The sequence below is a fragment of the Chryseobacterium sp. 2987 genome (assembly GCF_031456375.1).
Lineage (GTDB): Bacteria > Bacteroidota > Bacteroidia > Flavobacteriales > Weeksellaceae > Chryseobacterium > Chryseobacterium vaccae.
In genome coordinates, this window is sequence record NZ_JAVDUN010000001.1 from 723,559 (window position 1) to 741,835 (window position 18,277).

Annotated in this window: 18 protein-coding genes; 12 read left to right on the forward strand and 6 right to left on the reverse strand. The window is 34.8% G+C overall.

Features of this window, described 5'->3' with window-relative positions:
• Window positions 1–200 precede the first annotated feature (200 nt).
• From J2Y40_RS03290 to J2Y40_RS03325, 8 genes are all read left to right on the forward strand, one after another.
• Window positions 201–1,007: an AraC family transcriptional regulator gene (locus J2Y40_RS03290; RefSeq protein ID WP_153393682.1), complete on the forward strand. Its 807-nt coding sequence runs from the start codon at window positions 201–203 to the stop codon at window positions 1,005–1,007.
• A gap of 8 nt (window positions 1,008–1,015) precedes the next feature.
• Window positions 1,016–1,678, forward strand: coding sequence for a DUF2490 domain-containing protein (locus J2Y40_RS03295; RefSeq protein WP_153393681.1), 663 nt, complete (start codon window positions 1,016–1,018; stop codon window positions 1,676–1,678).
• Window positions 1,679–1,759: 81 nt separating this feature from the next.
• The gene (locus J2Y40_RS03300) at window positions 1,760–3,349 is read left to right on the forward strand and encodes a Na+/H+ antiporter (protein ID WP_153393679.1); all 1,590 of its coding nucleotides are present in this window, start codon (window positions 1,760–1,762) and stop codon (window positions 3,347–3,349) included.
• 478 nt (window positions 3,350–3,827) lie between these two features.
• The gene (locus J2Y40_RS03305) at window positions 3,828–4,229 is read left to right on the forward strand and encodes a heme-binding protein (RefSeq protein ID WP_153393677.1); all 402 of its coding nucleotides are present in this window, start codon (window positions 3,828–3,830) and stop codon (window positions 4,227–4,229) included.
• 14 nt (window positions 4,230–4,243) lie between these two features.
• The gene (locus J2Y40_RS03310) at window positions 4,244–5,050 is read left to right on the forward strand and encodes an AraC family transcriptional regulator (protein WP_153393675.1); all 807 of its coding nucleotides are present in this window, start codon (window positions 4,244–4,246) and stop codon (window positions 5,048–5,050) included.
• 17 nt (window positions 5,051–5,067) lie between these two features.
• Complete coding sequence (locus J2Y40_RS03315; protein ID WP_153393673.1) at window positions 5,068–5,571, forward strand: hypothetical protein; 504 nt, start codon at window positions 5,068–5,070, stop codon at window positions 5,569–5,571.
• A 108-nt stretch (window positions 5,572–5,679) separates the two neighbouring features.
• Window positions 5,680–5,862 (forward strand): hypothetical protein, encoded by a 183-nt coding sequence (locus tag J2Y40_RS03320; RefSeq protein WP_309996926.1) that lies wholly within the window; start codon window positions 5,680–5,682, stop codon window positions 5,860–5,862.
• A 41-nt stretch (window positions 5,863–5,903) separates the two neighbouring features.
• Complete coding sequence (locus J2Y40_RS03325) at window positions 5,904–6,695, forward strand: SDR family oxidoreductase (RefSeq protein ID WP_153393671.1); 792 nt, start codon at window positions 5,904–5,906, stop codon at window positions 6,693–6,695.
• A gap of 330 nt (window positions 6,696–7,025) precedes the next feature.
• Here the strand turns inward: J2Y40_RS03325 and J2Y40_RS23955 are convergent, their stop codons facing one another.
• The 6 genes from J2Y40_RS23955 to J2Y40_RS03350 form a co-directional block, all read right to left on the reverse strand.
• Complete coding sequence (locus J2Y40_RS23955) at window positions 7,026–7,559, reverse strand: hypothetical protein (RefSeq protein WP_409017665.1); 534 nt, start codon at window positions 7,557–7,559, stop codon at window positions 7,026–7,028.
• Between the two features lie 136 nt (window positions 7,560–7,695).
• Window positions 7,696–8,280, reverse strand: coding sequence for a polysaccharide biosynthesis/export family protein (locus J2Y40_RS03330; RefSeq protein ID WP_153393669.1), 585 nt, complete (start codon window positions 8,278–8,280; stop codon window positions 7,696–7,698).
• A 71-nt stretch (window positions 8,281–8,351) separates the two neighbouring features.
• The gene (locus J2Y40_RS03335) at window positions 8,352–8,792 is read right to left on the reverse strand and encodes a response regulator (RefSeq protein ID WP_153393667.1); all 441 of its coding nucleotides are present in this window, start codon (window positions 8,790–8,792) and stop codon (window positions 8,352–8,354) included.
• A 123-nt stretch (window positions 8,793–8,915) separates the two neighbouring features.
• Window positions 8,916–12,497, reverse strand: coding sequence for a PAS domain S-box protein (locus J2Y40_RS03340; RefSeq protein WP_153393665.1), 3,582 nt, complete (start codon window positions 12,495–12,497; stop codon window positions 8,916–8,918).
• Complete coding sequence (locus tag J2Y40_RS03345; RefSeq protein WP_153393663.1) at window positions 12,439–13,581, reverse strand: FIST signal transduction protein; 1,143 nt, start codon at window positions 13,579–13,581, stop codon at window positions 12,439–12,441. Before J2Y40_RS03345 ends, J2Y40_RS03340 begins: the two co-directional genes overlap by 59 nt.
• A complete protein-coding gene (locus J2Y40_RS03350) occupies window positions 13,582–14,946 on the reverse strand; it encodes a sigma-54 dependent transcriptional regulator (protein WP_309996943.1) in 1,365 nt (454 codons plus the stop codon).
• A gap of 418 nt (window positions 14,947–15,364) precedes the next feature.
• On the opposite strand from J2Y40_RS03350, the gene J2Y40_RS03355 reads away from it, so the two are divergent.
• The 4 genes from J2Y40_RS03355 to J2Y40_RS03370 all read left to right on the forward strand — a co-directional run bounded on the left by J2Y40_RS03355 (window position 15,365) and on the right by J2Y40_RS03370 (window position 18,271).
• A complete protein-coding gene (locus tag J2Y40_RS03355; protein WP_153393659.1) occupies window positions 15,365–15,907 on the forward strand; it encodes a peptidoglycan-binding protein LysM in 543 nt (180 codons plus the stop codon).
• 203 nt (window positions 15,908–16,110) lie between these two features.
• Window positions 16,111–16,656: a peptidoglycan-binding protein LysM gene (locus tag J2Y40_RS03360; protein ID WP_153393657.1), complete on the forward strand. Its 546-nt coding sequence runs from the start codon at window positions 16,111–16,113 to the stop codon at window positions 16,654–16,656.
• Between the two features lie 200 nt (window positions 16,657–16,856).
• Window positions 16,857–17,402, forward strand: coding sequence for a peptidoglycan-binding protein LysM (locus J2Y40_RS03365; RefSeq protein WP_153393655.1), 546 nt, complete (start codon window positions 16,857–16,859; stop codon window positions 17,400–17,402).
• Between the two features lie 68 nt (window positions 17,403–17,470).
• Complete coding sequence (locus J2Y40_RS03370; protein ID WP_309996948.1) at window positions 17,471–18,271, forward strand: WxL protein peptidoglycan domain-containing protein; 801 nt, start codon at window positions 17,471–17,473, stop codon at window positions 18,269–18,271.
• The last annotated feature ends 6 nt before the right edge of the window (window positions 18,272–18,277 follow it).

The window sequence follows — 18,277 nt, forward strand, 5'->3', positions numbered from 1 at the left end:
GACTTGAGCCTTTTAGCAATATGTACTTGAGCTAAATACATATAAAACTATGATTTGTTTACCTGTAATTTTGTAAAGAGAACTCTATCATTATATCGAATTAAGAATATTGCTCTAATAGCGCGATATTTCTTCAAATAGCTTTGGTAATAATAATTGGGTATTCCGGTCAGGTGAAACAAATAACAAAAAATGAACCTATGAAGACAATGAGCGAATTTATATTTGACAGGCTGGAGTATTCATGTTTATATGAAGCTCAGCGAGGAAAAGAAGATTTCTATGGTGAACATATTTTAGGTTTTCAACTGGCAGGGGAAACCCATATACTTCTTGAACAAAGTACTCATTTGATCAAAGAGAATATGGCGGTATTATTAAGAAAAAACCAATTATTCCGAACTACTAATTATCCGTCAAAATCAGGTGTTTATAAATTTATTACAATTACATTGGATAATGCAACTTTAAAACAGTATGCAATAGAAAATGAAATAGAAATCAAAGAACATTATCATGAAGTCGATGAGTTTATTTTTGAGCCCAGTGAATTTTTACACAGTTACTTTCTCTTGTTAGCTCCTTATATCAATAAAACAAAACAAGCAACTGCAATATTGGTGGATGGGAAAATCAAAGAGGTTATAGAATTACTTATAGATAGTAATCCGGTTTTTGGATACGTTTTATTTGATTTTTCAGAGTCACAAAAAAATGATCTTGAAGGTTTTATGAATAAAAACTTTATGTTCAATGTACCCTTAGAAACCTTTGCAAAATTAACTGGTACGAGTATTTCAACATTTAAACGGAATTTTTCAAAGATCTTTAATTGTACACCTAAACAATGGCTCAAAAATAAAAGATTAGAGGAGGCCTACCATCTGATTAAATATAAAAAGCAGAAACCAATAGATTTCTATCTTGACATTGGGTTTGAGAATCTGTCACATTTTTATTCTTCTTTTAAATTAAAGTATAAAGCCACTACAACAGAAATAGAATAAATAATACTATGAAAAACAAGACTTTATTTGTCGCTATTTTTTTGTTTGTAATAAATGTAAATTCCTTATACGCTCAGGATATAGATGGCAAAAGTTCTTTTTTTGTAGCCGGAGTAAGTGCAAATACTTTTAAAAACAATAAACTGACAATATACGCAGGATATAGTCCAAGTGACAATTTAAAGGCGTTGGTTGTTCTGCCCAGTTTTGTGATTAATAAATACCTGACCTTTATTCCAGGTTATACCTATGCTGGTATAAAACCTGATGGTATTTCCACATTATATGAGCATCAGATCCTGGCAAGTGCTGTCTTTTCGTTTCCGGTTGCTAAAAATTGGACAATTACAGACCGTAATATGTATTTTTACCGCTTTAGGAAAGACTTGGCTGACCTGTCGTTCTATAGAAATCGGCTAGGAATAAACCATAGGACCCAATTATTAAAAAAAGAGCTAAACATCTATCTTTATGATGAAGTTTTTTTAAACCTTGATAATGGAACAATTAATAGAAATCGTATTATTCTTGGTGGAGAAATAAAGCTTTTAGAATGGCTTAATCCTCAGATTATATATATGTACCAGACTGACAGAATATTAGGAAACAAGCATCTTGGATGGCTCATTTTTACTATATCTCTAGAAAATTTAGGTTTGTTTAAAAGGTAATAATAAAACTTACTATGAATTCAACAGAAGTAATGAAAACCATAATTATTAATTCTATTGATCTTTAAAGCTATAATTTTTATGCATAACAATTTATTAATCATATTAGGTTTGCTTTTTGTGGTAATGCTGTTGGTTTTACTTGCCAATAAGGTGAAAATAGCCTACCCAATTTTTTTGGTAGTTGCCGGACTGGGCATCAGTTTCATACCGGGGGTTCCTTTACTTCATTTGGATCCGGATCTCATTTTTTTGATTTTTCTTCCACCATTGCTATATGAAGCAGCTTGGTATACTTCGTGGAATGATTTTTGGAAATGGAAATATCCAATTGCCTTACTTGCTTTTGGGCTTGTTTTTTTTACTTCTTCAATAATAGCATTCTCATCTTACGCCCTTATTCCTGGTTTTACAGTCGCTCTCGGTTTTTTGATAGGGGGAATCGTTTCACCGCCCGATGCAGTGGCTGCCGCCACAGTTCTCAAAGGAATGAATGTTCCCAAAAGATTGATGACAATTTTAGAAGGGGAAAGTTTGATTAATGATGCATCCTCACTGATCGTATTCAAATTTGCCTTAATTGCTGTTTTGTCAGGCACTTTTTCAATGGAGGAAGCAACCGGTGATTTTTTTCTTGTAGCAGGAATGGGAATTGTCATCGGTCTGATTGGTGCTAATATGATGTATGTTATCCATAGATTCCTTCCGACAACCCCTGCAATTGATGGAGTTTTGACGGTGATGACCCCCTATATTCTTTTCCTAATTGCTGAACAGTTCCATTACTCGGGAGTGATGGCTGTTGTAACTGGTGGACTTTTTATGTCTTACCGATCTCATGAAGTATTTCAGACAGGAAGTACAAGATTGAATATGCTCGGAGTGTGGACTACCATGATCTTTGTAATGAATGCGCTGGTCTTTATATTGATTGGTCTGGAGCTTCCGGAAATAGTTTCTGGCTTGGAAGGATATTCAATTATGGACGCTGTAAAATATGGAGTGGCAATAAGTGTAATTACAATAGGGGTTCGTTTTCTTTGGGTATTTTCATCCACTTATCTTCTCCGTTTAATGAGCGCTAAAGCAAGAATGAATCCATCAGGAGGATGGAAGGGATCTATGGTGCTCAGCTGGTCAGGAATGCGGGGAGTTGTTTCATTGGCTACAGCATTATCCATTCCCATAATGATTAACGACGATGTTCGGTTTCCACATCGTAACCTGATAATCTTTATCACTTTTATTGTCATTTTTGTTACCCTTGTTTTTCAGGGACTAAGCCTTCCGTTTTTAATCAGATTGATAAAAGTACGCGAAATCGACGAAATAGTTCCTGAGGATAAACAAAGGGTTGGTATTCAGTTTAGATTGAATACTGTTGCTTTGAACTATGTAAATAATAAAAGAACTGATAATGTTCAGGAAATTGAAGTTTTACAATATTATAAAGCAGAGCTGGAGAGTGAGAATGATTCCTTGAACAAGAATACACTTTCACTGGAAAATAAAAAGAAGGAAATTTATGATAGTAACTTATTATTAATTTATGCTTTGCAGCGAAAGGAATTATTCAAACTTCGGAAGGAGAAGTTTTTTAGTGATGATGAAATTCGTAATGCCGAATTGCAGCTTGATTTAAAGGAGCTAAAGATAACAGGTATGGGATAAGACCTTTGAACTTTTCTAAATCTTTATTATATCAATTTCACTCAAAGAATATCGCCTTTAAATAAAGTAGCTCTGTTCATTAGGGTAAAAGCAATCTGTTCAAAAATACAATATTTTGCTTTTGGCGAGATTTATACTTGATCAGTGTTGTAGATTAAATAACAATCTCATTTTGCAAATGTATTAAATAAAGAATTTTTACGCTGATCTGGCTATGTGTATTCTAAATCATTGGACTTTTTAGAAATATAAAATTGAGCTAAATAAAACTATAAACCTCATTTTGATTGTTTTAATTTTACATTATGATTATTACAGGATGAGTTAAATGGTTCTTTGTCAATTTTAGCTGCTTATGTTGTAGTGTAGAAAAGGAAAAACGTACGATGTTGAAATAGGGGAGAGACGTTTTAGAAAAAATTTAAAAAAATACAGCCCATTAAGAGAGGATAATTCAAAATAATAAAATATAAATAAAATGAATATCAGTTATGAACAATCAAATTTGGTATTAAATACTGCAATTGAAAAAGCAAGAAGTTTAAATTTACCTGTAAGTATTGCAGTTGTAGACACGGGAGGGCATTTGGTCGCTTTTGCCAGATTAGATAGTGTTTATGGAGTTGTTGATTTTGCAATAAAAAAAGCAAAAACAGCTGTAATGTTCGGTGTGGACAGTGATGTTATGGGGACAATTATTGCGGGAGCAGAACTTCACTCATATGGCATGATTAATTCGAATGACGGCCTGTTGACAATTGCAGGTGGTGTTGTGATAAAAAATAAGGATGGTATTGTTATCGGTGCCATTGGTAGCTCTGGTGGGACAACAGATCAGGATAAAGAAATTGCAAGTTCTGGAGCTTCCGCAATCTTGTAACTAAAAAAAATATTATGGAATCTTCACGCGAAATGATTTTTGACAAGCTGGTGTATTCGTGCATTTATGAAACACAACGTGGGACAGAAGAATTTTATCCTGACCATTTTTTGGGATTTCAGCTAGCTGGTGAAACACAGGTATTCCACGAGCAGGACTCAATAATAATAAAGGAAAATACAGTTGTACTGGTTAGAAAAAACCAGTTGATTCGCACCATTAAATATCCTTCAAAATCAGGCAACTATAAGTTTATTGCAATTACATTGGACAAAGCAACTTTACAACAGTATGCTTTGGAAAATAAGATTACAGTTAAGGAACGTTACAACGGAAAGCAGAAGATGTTCTTTGAGCCTAATGAGTTTCTGAAGAGTTATTTTATTTCACTGGCTCCATATATCAATAAAACAAAGCAAGCCACACCGAAATTGGCTGACTTAAAGATTAGGGAAGCCATCGAACTGCTTTTAGACAGTAACCCAGATTTTAAATATATTCTTTTTGACTTTTCAAAACCTCATGCTATTGACTTGGAGGAATTCATGACCAATAACTACATGTTCAATGTTCCTCTGGAAACTTTTGCTAAACTTACAGGTAGAAGTATTTCTGTTTTTAAACGTGACTTTGCAAAGGTTTTCAACTGTCCGCCAAAACAATGGATTAAAGACAAGCGTCTGGAGGAAGCTTATCATCTGATTAAATATAAGAAACAGAAACCCACCAATTTTTATCTTGACCTTGGTTTTGAGAATCTGTCTCATTTCTACTCTTCGTTCAAAGTAAAATACGGAACTACAACCTCTGAGATTGCTTAAGTAAATATATTGCTTTAATGGAAAAAATCGAGATGATTCAGTACTTTCAAATATGGACAAAAGGAGAAATTGAGCAGGGTAGATGGATGGTCCTGATGGCTATAGTTCTTATTCCTATTATAGTTCTGCTGTTTAAAAGCGGTGGGTGGAGCCTTGGACAAGGGATGGTTATTCCAATCTCTTTTCTTCTTGTAGTCAACTTATGTTATGGAACATATCTTCTTTCGGTACGAAGTAATGATGTTCAGGAATTAGAGATAAAGATAAAAGAGCGTCCGATGCAGGTGCTTAAGACAGAATACAAGAAAGTTCAGAAAGATAATAGTACTTATAAAAAATTGCGATTAATCTGGGTTGCTCTCGGGGCAGCTTGTGCTTTATTATCGTTGTTTTTCATAAAAGATTATTACAAAGGAATAAGTCTTGGTTTTGCAATTTTATTCATTGGACTTTTAACTATCGATACATTTTTGCATAACAGAAATATACATTTATTAAATAATCTGGAGCATTGTTTATAACAGTAAATATTTAGCTTATTAATCGGGTTTCATATTTTTTAAAGTATGTATAATAAAAAAATTGATTGGCCCCGTCATTCAATTCGCAAATGATGAAAATTTTAGATTATGGGGCCAGCAATTTTAAAACAACAGGAAAAGCATACAGTGCGTAATACAAATACATTTTTAAAAGCTAGAACTGGCTGTACATTTAATACAAAAAATAATTCAAAAAGAACCATCCAGCGATATGAAAATGGACTTTATGGCGAGATGAGTTGTCGTTTGAATTTTGATCTTTACAAATAAATAAATAAATAAATAATTAATCACGTTTAAAAAATACAAAAATGAGCAAGACTATTTTAATTACAGGAGCTGCAAGTGGATTTGGTAAACTTGTAGCTTTTGATCTGGCAAAAAAAGGACATAAGGTAATTGCAACAGCGCAGATTTATCCACAAGTAAGTGACCTTAAAAGAGAAGCGGCTGAACAAGGTGTTGACCTTATTGTTGATAAGTTGGATGTAACTGATGCACGTGATCTGGACTATATTCATCAGAAATATGATATAGATATTTTGGTAAGCAATGCAGGAATAATGCAAGGTGGACCAATCGCAGAACAACCAATTGATTTGATCCGAGATATGTTTGATGTTAATGTATTCGGAGGACTTCTGGTTGCACAGGGGTTTATAAAAAAATGGGTTGAACAGAAGAAAGCAGCAAAGATTGTCTTCACAACTTCAATGGGTGAATTATGGACAGTTCCTTATGTTGCCGCATATTGTTCGTCTAAGCATGCCATGGGGGCAATAGCAGAAGGTTTAAAAACAGAACTGGCACAATTTAATATTAAAATTGCAACCTGTAACCCAGGAGTTTTTGGTACAGGGTTTAATGACCGTGGGGTTGATTCAATCTTCCGTTGGTATAATCCGGAGACTAATTTTACACCACTATCTGCATTTGATGGTGCTGCAGAATCGTTGGCGCATCAATTAGATCCTCAATCAATGGCTGATTGTATTGTTGATGTAGTTTTAGATGATAATTCAAACTTCAGAAATGTTCATCCAAAAGAAACTGAAGATTTTGTGAAGCAACTTCAGGCGGAAGCTTGGACTGCAAAAAGCTAATATAGGTTTACTTAATTGAACAAAGCCGGTATTACTATTAATGGGGTAATTTTTTTCTTTTTACGAAGAAAATAGTTTTACTTATTCTCCATTAATATTTATAGATACCGGCTTCTTTTTACTCTGCTGTGAGGTAACAATATTTAAATTCTTAACAATTGTTATGGTTACTGAACTTTAAGAGTATCTTCAAACACTTTTCTCGATGCCATTTGGTTAGGTTGAACCAAATTACACAAGAATTACAAAAGTTTAATTTTATCATGTAATTTTATAGAATACTAAATTTCTTGCAATTTTAGTTTCAGACATTTGAAGTGAGCAATATGTTTATGAATTTTCCATTTGTTTGATGTTGTTTTTCCAGGTTAAAAAAAGATTGATCGTTTTGATCAGCTTAAATATTAGGATGAAAGCAAGGAAGGATAATAGTATGGTATAAACTGAATAGTTTTTGAAAAAGATGACTTGAATAGCAAGAACAATAACATTGATTGATACAAAGATCAAAGTAATTTTTTTGTGAGACAGACCCAATTGTAAAAGATGATGATGGATGTGCGTTTTATCTGCTTTGAAGGCAGATTTTCCTCTTAAAATTCTATCAGTATATACTCTTACAGAATCTATGACCGGGATGGTAAATACAAACAGAATGAAGAAGATACCATAAGGGAAATGCGCTGTATTGTGATCAAACTTCGTAATGTAAATACCCAGGCAAATTAATAGATATCCTAAAAATAGTGCCCCGGAGTTTTCTAAAAATATTTTGTTTTTTTGTGAAAAATTGTACTTGAGGAAAGCCAGGATACTGCCAATGAACAAAATGCCAATTCTTGCAAGGCTAATGTTGCCTTCTATAAGTGTTTCAGAAACCGTATATTTTCGTTGTTCATGATCTTTTTTTTATAAAAGCCCAATTAATATTCCTGCAGCGGAAGTAACTGTTGTAAAAGGAATGATTGTGGAAACTCTTTTATAAAAGTCCTTACTTTTCTTAGAGGGTACAATAACATAGTCTCCCGGATGGAGCATAATATTCTGATTGGGAACATCTTTCGTCTATGTTGGTAACCCTTGCGTTTTCTCCTTCCTGTCTTAAAATTTTCACTGATTTTAAATTGGCATACATTTCAAAACCTCCTGTTTTTGAGATAAGCTCAAGTAATGTATTCTGATCCTTATCGACCTGAATCACTCCAGGATTTCGTACTTCACCCATCACGGCAATTTCTTTGTTAAGAACTTTCACATCAACAATAGGGTTCACAAGCCATTTTTTAAGTTTTGTTTTTATGTCTTCCTTCAGCTCGGGCAAAGATTTCCCGATTACAGAAGTTGTTCCTAATTTTGGAATTTCAATATTTCCGTTAATATCCACCAAAAGCCATTTTCCATAAACCTCGTTAGAATTATAGATTCCATAGACGGATCCCACACTCAGATCATCCTGTCCCCAAACTGAAAGCGTTATTTTGTCATCTTTGCGAATTCTGTATTCGTAGTTGGGGTCGAAACTGATAGTTGGGGTCGAAACTGAAATCCTGCATACCTCGGGATGGCTGTTCTTCTTCCTGTACATTATATGTTTTACAGGAAAGGAGTAAAAGCAGGAAAATGGATGATATGATGAATTTTTTTGCCATAGTTTTTTTAAAATAGAATTGAAAAGAATTTGCGGAAACCTTTTAATTTGTTTTGAGACATTTCTTCTCTTATTTTCAAGATCTTGTCTATAGTTTCTGTCATTTTTTCGGAAACATTCCCATCTTTTACCAGATAGTCAAATGCTCCGTATTTAAGTGTGTTTACAGCAGTATCGATGTTTTCCTGTGCAGAGACCATGATCACATAAATGTTGGGATCAAAACGTTTGATTTTCTTTAGAACCTCAAAACCGTTCAGGTCTTCCATATTGTGATCCAGAAAAATGATGTTTGGTTTCTGATGAAGTTCATCCAGGCATTCTTCGCCACTGCTGAAGCAAATAATGTCTTCATAATGATGATTTTTCAAATACTGCTCATACACACTTGCGCAGAATCTGTCATCATCTACAATAAAAAACTTTAAATTTTGCTTATTTGTTTCCATATTTTTAATTTGAAAACAATGAGTCTATTATTGTGCCTGTATTTAATTATTTGAAAATCAACTATTTAAATATTTTATTTTTCCAAAATATGGAATTGAGTCTTGATTTTGGATGGTTTCTCCTTATTTAATCTTCTCCTTCAGCTGGATTATTACGGTAGTAAGAGTTTTTTTTATGTTTTCAAATAGAGTATACAGTTCAGTAAGATCTGTATGCTGTTCTTTTGCTGATACTTCCAGCTGCTTTACTTCTTCTTTAATGGAATAGATACCTATGCCTTCTATACTGGGTTTGATCTTATGGATGAGCCTGGCTATTTCTGCATAGTCTTTCTCCTCAAATGCTTTTTCTACCAAAGGAATTGTTTCCTGGGTCTGCGAAATGAATATGGAAAGCATTTTCTGAATAAAATCCTCATCTCCTCTGCTGAGCATCTGTATATTTTTAAGATCATAAAGTGTTTTGTTCATATTGGATATCGTTGTGTTGGTTCTTTTTTGAATTTTGGTGTATTTGTGAATAATATTGAGCAGGTTCTCTTCAATAAACGGTTTGGTAATATAGTCATCCATTCCTGCACTAATACAATTGTCTATCTCTGTTTTGAAAGCGTTTGCGGTAAGGGCGATGATGGGGGTTTCGATTCCAAGTTCTTCCCGTATTATTTTGGTGGCTTCTATACCATCCATCTCAGGCATCTGGATATCCATCAGGATAATATCAAACTTTTCTTTTCTTAGTAGATCTACTGCCATTCTGCCATTGTCAGCTTTTGTAACACTGCACTTAAAATGGGTCAGTGAATTTTCTGCAACCAGCTGATTCAGCTCATTATCTTCAACTAGCAAGATATGAACTCCCCGAATAGAAATTTTCTGTTTCTTTTGGGAAGATTTTGAAGATGATTCTTCATTTCCTTTGTCAACATTGAAAGTGATGGTAATAGCAGTTCCTTTATTTTTCTCACTGTTTACTTCTATTTTTCCTTTCATTAATGAGACCAGCTCTTTGGTAATTGTCATTCCGAGACCTGTACCGCCATATTTTCTGGAAATAGAGCTGTCTTCCTGATTGAATTTTTTAAAGATACTGTTTACATACTCTTCACTCATTCCGATTCCGGTATCAGTAATGCAGATAGAGACTGTCTGATAACGGGAAAAGTCTTTAAGAACATTACAATCCACCTTTATTTCACCTTTATCTGTAAATTTTAATGAATTGCCCATAATATTATACAGAATCTGTTCTATCTTTAAGGAGTCACCTTTTTGAGTAGGGGTGAGGGACTTTGAAAAAACAGCGTATAGTTGTAACTTTTTTTGTTTTGCTTTAGGTTGGAGAATGGTAATAACGTTTTCGATACTTTCTTGTAATGAAAAGCTTTTGCTTTCCAGAGACATTTCGCCGGATTCGATTTTGGAGATATCAAGAATATTGTTAATAATTGATAACAAATGTTGTGAAGCATTATAGCTGTTTTCTACAAACTGTTTTTGGGTGGCATTAAGGTTTATTCTTTTTAACTCTCGTAGAAAACCTATAATAGCATTAAGAGGTGTTCTTATCTCATGGCTCATATTGGCGAGGAAAACTTCCTTGGCTTTGGATGCCTCCAATGCTTTAGCTTTTTCCTGTTTTAGTTCTTCTTCCAGTTTTTTTTGGTCTGTAACATCAAGGTGGATTCCTATCGAACCAAGTTGATTACCGTTATCATCATAATTGGGCGCTCCGCTTATTGCCCACCATCTAATTTCTCCTCTCTTATTTTTTACAGGAAGCTGGTATACGCTTGAAACTCCTTTTTTTCTTAATAGGATCTGCTCTTTTACAAACTCAAGATTATTGTCTCCGTATACAAATAGCTGTGAGGGGCTTTTGCCAATTAACTCATCAGGATCATAGCCGGATACATCACAAAAACTTTGATTGGCATAGCGGATGGTTTCGTTGTTGTCTACTTCCAGCAAGCCCAAATTCATATTGGCAATGATGTTCCGGTATTTTTCCTCTTGTCTCTTGATGCGATCTTCCGCTCTTTTTCTTTCAGAAATATCTTTAATGAAGTAGCAGTAATATTTGTTATCATCCTGTTCTACGGCAATAACTGATATTTCTACCGTAAGTTCTTCTCCGTTTTTTTTGATAACGTTTCGTTCCACTTGTTTATTCAGCATTGATGTGTAGAGCGTTTTATCTGCTTTCGGAATAATTTTTTCAAGAATTTTTTTACCTTCTACTTCTTCTTTTGTCCAGCCGAAGGTATTGACCGCACTTTTATTCCAAAAAGTAATTTGCCCCTTGTGGTTGGTAATGATGATGGCACTCATGGCTGAATCCATGATCATTCTGTTGCGTTCTTCACTTTGTTTGAGCTGGTTTTGGGTAACAACACGTTCCGTTACATCATTATACTTCCAGAGATGTCCTTTGTAATGATCCTTAATGAAAATGGGAATATAATGTCTTTCTAAAAACTTCCCATTCCTGGTTTCCATGAGTTCATTGGTTACGATTTTCTTTTCTTTAAGTATTTCATTAATTCTCTGGACAAAATAATCTTCATTCTTAAAAAGAGCTTTAGATTCTTCCGCAGAATTTGTACAATCTATTCCGATCATATCATCTGCGGAAATTGGAATATTAAACATTTTGCAAAACAAATCATTGGTAAATATAATTTGTCTGTTCTCATCTTCCATTAATATTCCGGACTGTAAATTCGCCAGTAGCTTTTTCAGGATTTCTACTGTTCTGGAAAGATTTCTCTCAAGAACGAGGCGCTCACGTACATTGACAAGAACCTGAGTAAAAATAGTGAGAAGATTTTTCTCGGTATGTGATACTTTATGGTAATTCCTGACAAAATCAAAACCTACAAAGCCAAGACATTCATTTTGAAGCATGGCTGGTATTACAAGTAGACTTTTGATATCCTGCTCCTGTAAGAGGTTTTTAAGATTACTTTTCGGTAATTCCTGAACATCCGGATAATAAATGCTTTCTCCTTTTTGGTTGGCTTCCACCCATTCACTGATGATATCAAGTGGTATATTCTGCAAGTTGTCTATTTGAGGAGTTATTCCCTCATTGCAGTACTCATAAACATTGGAACAGGTGTTTTCTGCAAAATCATATCTGAAAATATAGCTTCTGTCTGCATTTACAAATTCCGACATCTCTTTAAGAGAACTATTCACGCTTTCGGATACCTCTTCTATAGGAATATTAATATACTCTGAAGATATATTCATCAGCAGTTTCTGAAACTCTAGTTGCTTGTTAAGCTGTTCCTGCAAAAAAAAACTTTTTCTCAACTGTTCAGATACATAAGATGACAGCTCTGTAAGATCCTCAGAATCCAGATATTCAATGGCAGGATCAAGAATTTTGATGGACTCATAAAGATTGGAGATCGACTTTTGCTTTAAAATATTTTCATTTTTAAGGTTGATGTAGATTTCCTGATACTCTTCCTCACTTTGTTTAAAAGCATGATCCATGAGTTCTTTATCCCTTTCAAAAGATTGATAAGACTGATTCACAGCATTGATGAAATTTTTGAACTGCGGATGAGACTTACAGTCTTCTGTAAGATACTTGTTGATCTGTCTTTTTAATAGGTTGTGAAATTCCGGTTCCATTTCATTCAGTTTCGTTAATGGTGGTAATGGTAATAGTCTGGTTGTGTAAGGCACAATCATCAAAGGGCTTCAGAGGGGATATCTCTCCATATGAATAGAAACCTGTAATGATGGTGTCAGGGCCAAAAACATCTCTTACCATTTCCACTTCTTCAGCAGTCCGGTCTCCTAAAACTAATTTTCTTCCTACACAGCTTACAATAATTCCCATTTTAGGCTTATTATGAATTATTTCAAGGCATTCATTGGCTGCATCATTGGCTGCATCAATCAACCGGTCCATGTTGGCCTTCATAAATCTTACTTTACTTCCTTCGGGAAGGTCGCCTGCAAAGACCATCATATTATCTTTCTCATTAATAGAAAGGATGGTACGTACAACAGAAGAGGAGGTATTGTCAGATTTAAGAGAAAGAGGGAAAAGAAGTGCTGAACCCGGGAGTTCTTCTGCATATTTTCCGAGATATTTTTTATAAAGATCAAGGGCATTTTTATGATCGATTTTACATAGGATGTTATGATGAGAACGGGTAACTGTTCTCTCAAGTCCGAAGCTTTCCCAACCTCCGTATGAAGCATGAGATAATTCCAAATTTTTTCCATAAAAACCAATTACTACAATCTGATTAGATGCAGGAACCTGGTTTAGGCCAACTGCTGTTTTTTCAAATTTATCCCCATCACCTGCCAATCCTCCTGAAATTAACACATGATCAGGGCGTCCGGAGTTCAGTCCCTGAACCAGCTGACTGCCGTTGACACGACTGCCATCTGATAAAACAAATACCCATTTGAGGTTTTCTTTAGGAAGTTTTTCCATTAGGGTTCTCCCGGCTTCGTAGCTGCTGGGAAAATCATCTATATTAATCTGTGAAGTTTTAATATAAGATGTTGAGAAACTGATAATGGTAACGGTTACCGTATTATCATATACTTCATTACAGAAAATTTCTCCGGACGATGATGATAAGGTAATCTCTGCATGGGGGAATTTCTCTTTGAGCTGTAAGAAAAAATGATTGTCTTCAATAAGATTTCTTGCTCCATATCCTAGAACGAGCTGAGCTTTCTGATAGTCAAGGTTTTCATCATTTCTTTCATATCTGAATTCTCCGTTTATAAAAAGTAATTTGGCAACTTTCATCTAATTGTTATTTAGTTTTTTAGTTTCAGCATGACTAATCAGGTTGTAAATTGTTGATTTGCCTATATTCAGAAACTTTGCTGTTTTAATCACATCATTATTATTTTTTTTCAGAAAATGTAGGATGATATCTGTAGTATATTGTTTTAATGTTTTTTGCTCGCCGAGAAAAGACTCTGAATCTTTTTCAAGGGTATAAAAACTAATATCATCTGCCATTATCTCAGAATGGTCAGACATTACACATGCCAGATCAATGATAGATTTCAATTCTCTTACATTTCCGGGGAAATTATAAGCGAGAAGTTTTTTTTTAGCTTCAGCAGATAACCCTAAAGGTTTGATTTTATTTTCCTTTGAAAATAAGTCTATAAAATGTCTGGCAAGAATTAAAGTATCCTGTTCTCTTTCACGTAAGGGTGGGAGTTCAATAGGGAGGCCTATAATTCTGTAATACAGATCCTCCCGGAAAGTGCCCTTTTTTACTTCCTGGGCGAGATTTTTATGGGTTGCTGTAATCACTCTTACATCCAGCTTTATTTTCTGGTTTCCGCCTACTCTTGTAATTTCCCTTTCCTGTAGAGCGCGGAGCAGTTTACTTTGGATATTGAGATCAAGCTCTGCGATCTCATCCAAAAAAATGGTTCCTCCATTAGCCTGCTCAAACTTTCCGGAAGCTCTTTCCGCAGCTCCCGTAAATGCTCCTTTTTCATGACCGAAAAATTCGCTTTCTACAAGTTCTTTAGGAATAGCAGCCATATTTACCGCTACAAAGGGCTTGTTCTTTCTGGGTGAATTATAATGAATGGCTTTCGCGACCACTTCTTTTCCTGTACCCGTTTCCCCGGTAATTGAAACATTAATACTGGATTTTAGCGCTTTATTTATTTTTGAAAATATACCTTTTATAGATTCGCTTTGTCCAATGATGGTGTTCTCAAAAGTGTATTTTTTTTCAAGTTCATCTTTCAGGTCTTCCACCTCCTGTTTCAGCGAGATATTTTCTTTCAGCCTGATAATAGAGCTCCACAGAAGCTCTTTTGTATGCTCATTTTTTACGATATAATCTTTTGCTCCCTGTTTGAGAAAATTGATTGCTACCTCTATGTTTTCCTGTCCGCTGATAACGATAATGGGAAGATCAGGATACAGATTTTTGATCTGTTTAAAAAGCTCATCACCTTGAATATCCGGAAGTCCAAAATCTATACAGATAATATCAGGATTAAGAAAAAGCGCTGAAAGACAGTTTTTTGCTGTGCTGAAAAGTTGAACTTCGTAGTCAGGATTTAGCTGGAGATGGTATTTTAACATTTCTCCGAAAAAAGGGTCATCGTCAACTATGAAAATTTTGAAAGTCCCCATTTGGTTTTAGTTTTTAATTTATTACTAAAATAATGATTTTTCATTATTAAATGCGTAATAAATAATAATAACTAAATATATATGTGATATTTTAATTAAAATAATTATACTTATATGTTGTGGTGTTGTATATTGGTTTATGTTAATGTATTGATTAATGACTGTCCGCCCATAATTGTTTCATATATATTGTTGTAAACATTTACCGGGCCGTTCAATAATTTCCTTAAGTATTATGATACTGATAACAGTAAAAGATCGTAATAAGAATTAGCTCTAGATTGAAATATCCGTAAACTTTATGATGACAATATGTAGCCAATGATGAAAAAGGCTTTGGTAATGTTGGATAATGTTATTAGATTTATAATTAGTTCTGAATGACAATATTTTATACACCTCTTTAAATTTATTAATCATGAAAAAACAAATCTCTATCGTTGCGCTGTCTCTGGGAGCAATCGCCTTAGGAACCAAACAGGTTATGGCACAAAATTCAGAGCAGGTGAGTACATCAGTAAATATTATTTTATCAGACGTTATTGCAATGGACATTGGCTCTGTTGCTTCAGAAGGCGCTGTAGATTTTAATTATGGGAACACAAATGATTATAATTCAGCAAAAAATGTGACCGTTCCCAATAGTTTAGTCATTATTTCCTCCAAAAATTTTGATGTAAAAGTAAAATCTGAAGGTACACACTTTGTAAGTGGTGCAAACGTAATTCCTGTAGATATATTACAGGTAAAAGCAATACCGGGCGGAAGTTTGGAGGGAACCCTGAATCAGGTCACTTTATCTACAACTGATCAGGTGCTGGTGAGTAATGCAAGTTTAGGTAACAAACATTCTTTAAATATTGCCTACTCTATTTCAGCGGAAAATGCTTCCAAGGTACTTCTGGGAAAACCACAGGGAACGTATACCCAAAAAATAACTTATACTGCCACTGCATTGTAAGTAAACACCAATTTTAAAATAGAAAAGCCCTTAATATGCAAAAGTATTGAGGGCTTTTCTATTTAAACCAAATGAGTAACCCTGTAGTTATTTTACTACATGAACTTCCTTTTTCCACTACAAAGAAACTTTTATCGCCGCTGTAGATTTGTAATGTTCAAAAGAGAACAATTAAATAAGAATAACAATTAAATATTACTATCATGACAAAACAAATCGTAATCACAGCCTTCACTATTGGAGCAATGATGCTAGGAACTAACAATGTTCAAGCACAAAATACAACCGCAACAACAACCGTGAACATTACCCTGAACGATGTAATTTCTATCGACGCAGGAAGTACAGCAATTGGTAATACGGTTGACTTTAACTATGTTACTGCTGCAGACTATAACTCTGATCAAACAATTACTAAAGCCAACTCTTTAAAAGTTACTTCCACAAAGAACTTTAATGTTAAAGTAAAAGCAGGGGGTGCTAATTTTATGAATGGAACCAACTTAATCCCTGTTAATGTTTTGACTATCAAAGCAGCTACGGCTGCCGGAACAATGGGCGGAACAAAAAGCGCTGTAGTTTTATCCGCTACGGATCAAACCTTAGTAGCCAATGCTCCTCTTGGAAGTGCATTAACATTGAATTTGGACTACACCATTCCAGCGGCAAAATCATCATCTTCTGATATTTTAGGTAAGCCTGCCGGAACGTATACACAAACGGTAACTTATACCGCGACTGCTTTATAATAAAAAAACACATCAATATATATGCCCTCAGCACTTTCTAAGTATTGAGGGTTTTTCTATTTAAACCAAATGAGTAATCCTGTAGTTATTTTACTACATGAACTTCCTTTTTCCACTACAAAGAAACTTTTACCGCCGTTGTAGATTTGTAATGTTCAAAAGAGAACAATTAAACAAAATAACAATTAAATATTACTACCATGACAAAACAAATCGTAATCTCAGCCTTCACTATTGGAGCAATCATATTAGGAACTAATAATGTTCAGGCTCAAAATACAACCGCAACCACAACCGCAACCATTACCCTGAACGATGTAATCTCTATCGATGCAGGAAGTACTGCAATTGGTGGTACAGTTGCTTTTAACTATGTTACTGCAATGGACTATAACTCTGATCAGACGATTACTAAAGCCAACTCTTTGAAGGTTACTTCAACGAAGAACTTTAATGTTAAAGTAAAAGCAGGCGGCCCGAATTTCGTCAATGGTTCAAACTCAATCCCTGTAGATGTTTTGACTATCAAAGCTGCAACGGCTGCGGGAACAATGGGAGGGACAAAAAACGATATAGTTTTATCTGCAGGAGAAAAAACCTTGGTTGCAAATGCTCCTCTTGGAAGTGCATTAACACTGAATCTGGACTACACCATTCCCGCGGCGAAATCATCATCATCTGATATTTTAGGTAAACCTGCCGGAACGTATACGCAAACAGTAACTTATACCGCGACTGCTTTATAATAAAATTTTAGTTTGCAAAGGTTCCTTTTGCTACGTTTTCAGTCTTATATTATTAAACTATTTACATCATGCACAAGTTTATCCACCTTTTTATTTTCTTTATCCTCACAGGGGTTTCCTCACTTCTGGCACAAAGTATTTCTATGTCGCCTACACGCTTGTTTTTCACCGGTAACCCAGGAGAAAAAGTAACAAAAACAGTTACGCTTCAAAACAGCTCGGATAAGGATTATGTTTTTAATCTCAACTATAAAGATTGGGTTAGAGAAGAAGACGGAAATAAGGTTTATCTTGAAGCAGGCAGTTCAAAAACTTCCAATGCCTCCTGGGTATCCACCTTAGAAAACACCGTAACAGTTCCTGCGAAAAGTACAAAGGAGATTGCAGTAACCATGCAGATTCCGGCAAACGCATCAAATTCTGCCGTTACAAACAGCATGCTGTTTTTTACCCAGCTTCCCCAGCAGGCAGATAAGGCACGTATTCAGAATGGTATTGGTATTATCACCTTATTTGAGGTGGGGCTTCACATCTTTTACACTCCACCGGGAAACCATGTAAAAAGTCTGGATATTACCAATATTTCAGAGATGAGTACGGAGAATACAGCGAACAGAAAGGTTGCAGTAAGCATCCATAATGATGGAAACACTATCAATGATGCCACCGTTGCGTTTGAGCTTACCGACAAAGACAGTGGTAAGGAAATAAAATTACCCGCAATTTCGATCTCCATGCTTCCGGATACCAATCAGGTTGTTCAGTTTTCCTTACCAGAGAAAATTTCAGGAAACTTCCTTGGCGTGGTTATTATTAAAATGGCAGAATCCAATGATTTACGTGTAGGAGAAAAAAACTTTAAATTTTAAAATTAC

Excerpts from the sequence above, each read along its gene's own strand:
- J2Y40_RS03290 (WP_153393682.1), top strand. The coding sequence starts at position 201 with ATGAAGACAATGAGCGAATTTATATTTGACAGGCTGGAGTATTCATGT.
- J2Y40_RS03295 (WP_153393681.1), top strand. The coding sequence starts at position 1,016 with ATGAAAAACAAGACTTTATTTGTCGCTATTTTTTTGTTTGTAATAAAT.
- J2Y40_RS03300 (WP_153393679.1), top strand. The coding sequence starts at position 1,760 with ATGCATAACAATTTATTAATCATATTAGGTTTGCTTTTTGTGGTAATG.
- J2Y40_RS03305 (WP_153393677.1), top strand. The coding sequence starts at position 3,828 with ATGAATATCAGTTATGAACAATCAAATTTGGTATTAAATACTGCAATT.
- J2Y40_RS03310 (WP_153393675.1), top strand. The coding sequence starts at position 4,244 with ATGGAATCTTCACGCGAAATGATTTTTGACAAGCTGGTGTATTCGTGC.
- J2Y40_RS03315 (WP_153393673.1), top strand. The coding sequence starts at position 5,068 with ATGGAAAAAATCGAGATGATTCAGTACTTTCAAATATGGACAAAAGGA.
- J2Y40_RS03320 (WP_309996926.1), top strand. The coding sequence starts at position 5,680 with ATGGGGCCAGCAATTTTAAAACAACAGGAAAAGCATACAGTGCGTAAT.
- J2Y40_RS03325 (WP_153393671.1), top strand. The coding sequence starts at position 5,904 with ATGAGCAAGACTATTTTAATTACAGGAGCTGCAAGTGGATTTGGTAAA.
- J2Y40_RS03330 (WP_153393669.1), bottom strand. The coding sequence starts at position 8,280 with ATGTACAGGAAGAAGAACAGCCATCCCGAGGTATGCAGGATTTCAGTT.
- J2Y40_RS03335 (WP_153393667.1), bottom strand. The coding sequence starts at position 8,792 with ATGGAAACAAATAAGCAAAATTTAAAGTTTTTTATTGTAGATGATGAC.
- J2Y40_RS03340 (WP_153393665.1), bottom strand. The coding sequence starts at position 12,497 with ATGATTGTGCCTTACACAACCAGACTATTACCATTACCACCATTAACG.
- J2Y40_RS03345 (WP_153393663.1), bottom strand. The coding sequence starts at position 13,581 with ATGAAAGTTGCCAAATTACTTTTTATAAACGGAGAATTCAGATATGAA.
- J2Y40_RS03350 (WP_309996943.1), bottom strand. The coding sequence starts at position 14,946 with ATGGGGACTTTCAAAATTTTCATAGTTGACGATGACCCTTTTTTCGGA.
- J2Y40_RS03355 (WP_153393659.1), top strand. The coding sequence starts at position 15,365 with ATGAAAAAACAAATCTCTATCGTTGCGCTGTCTCTGGGAGCAATCGCC.
- J2Y40_RS03360 (WP_153393657.1), top strand. The coding sequence starts at position 16,111 with ATGACAAAACAAATCGTAATCACAGCCTTCACTATTGGAGCAATGATG.
- J2Y40_RS03365 (WP_153393655.1), top strand. The coding sequence starts at position 16,857 with ATGACAAAACAAATCGTAATCTCAGCCTTCACTATTGGAGCAATCATA.
- J2Y40_RS03370 (WP_309996948.1), top strand. The coding sequence starts at position 17,471 with ATGCACAAGTTTATCCACCTTTTTATTTTCTTTATCCTCACAGGGGTT.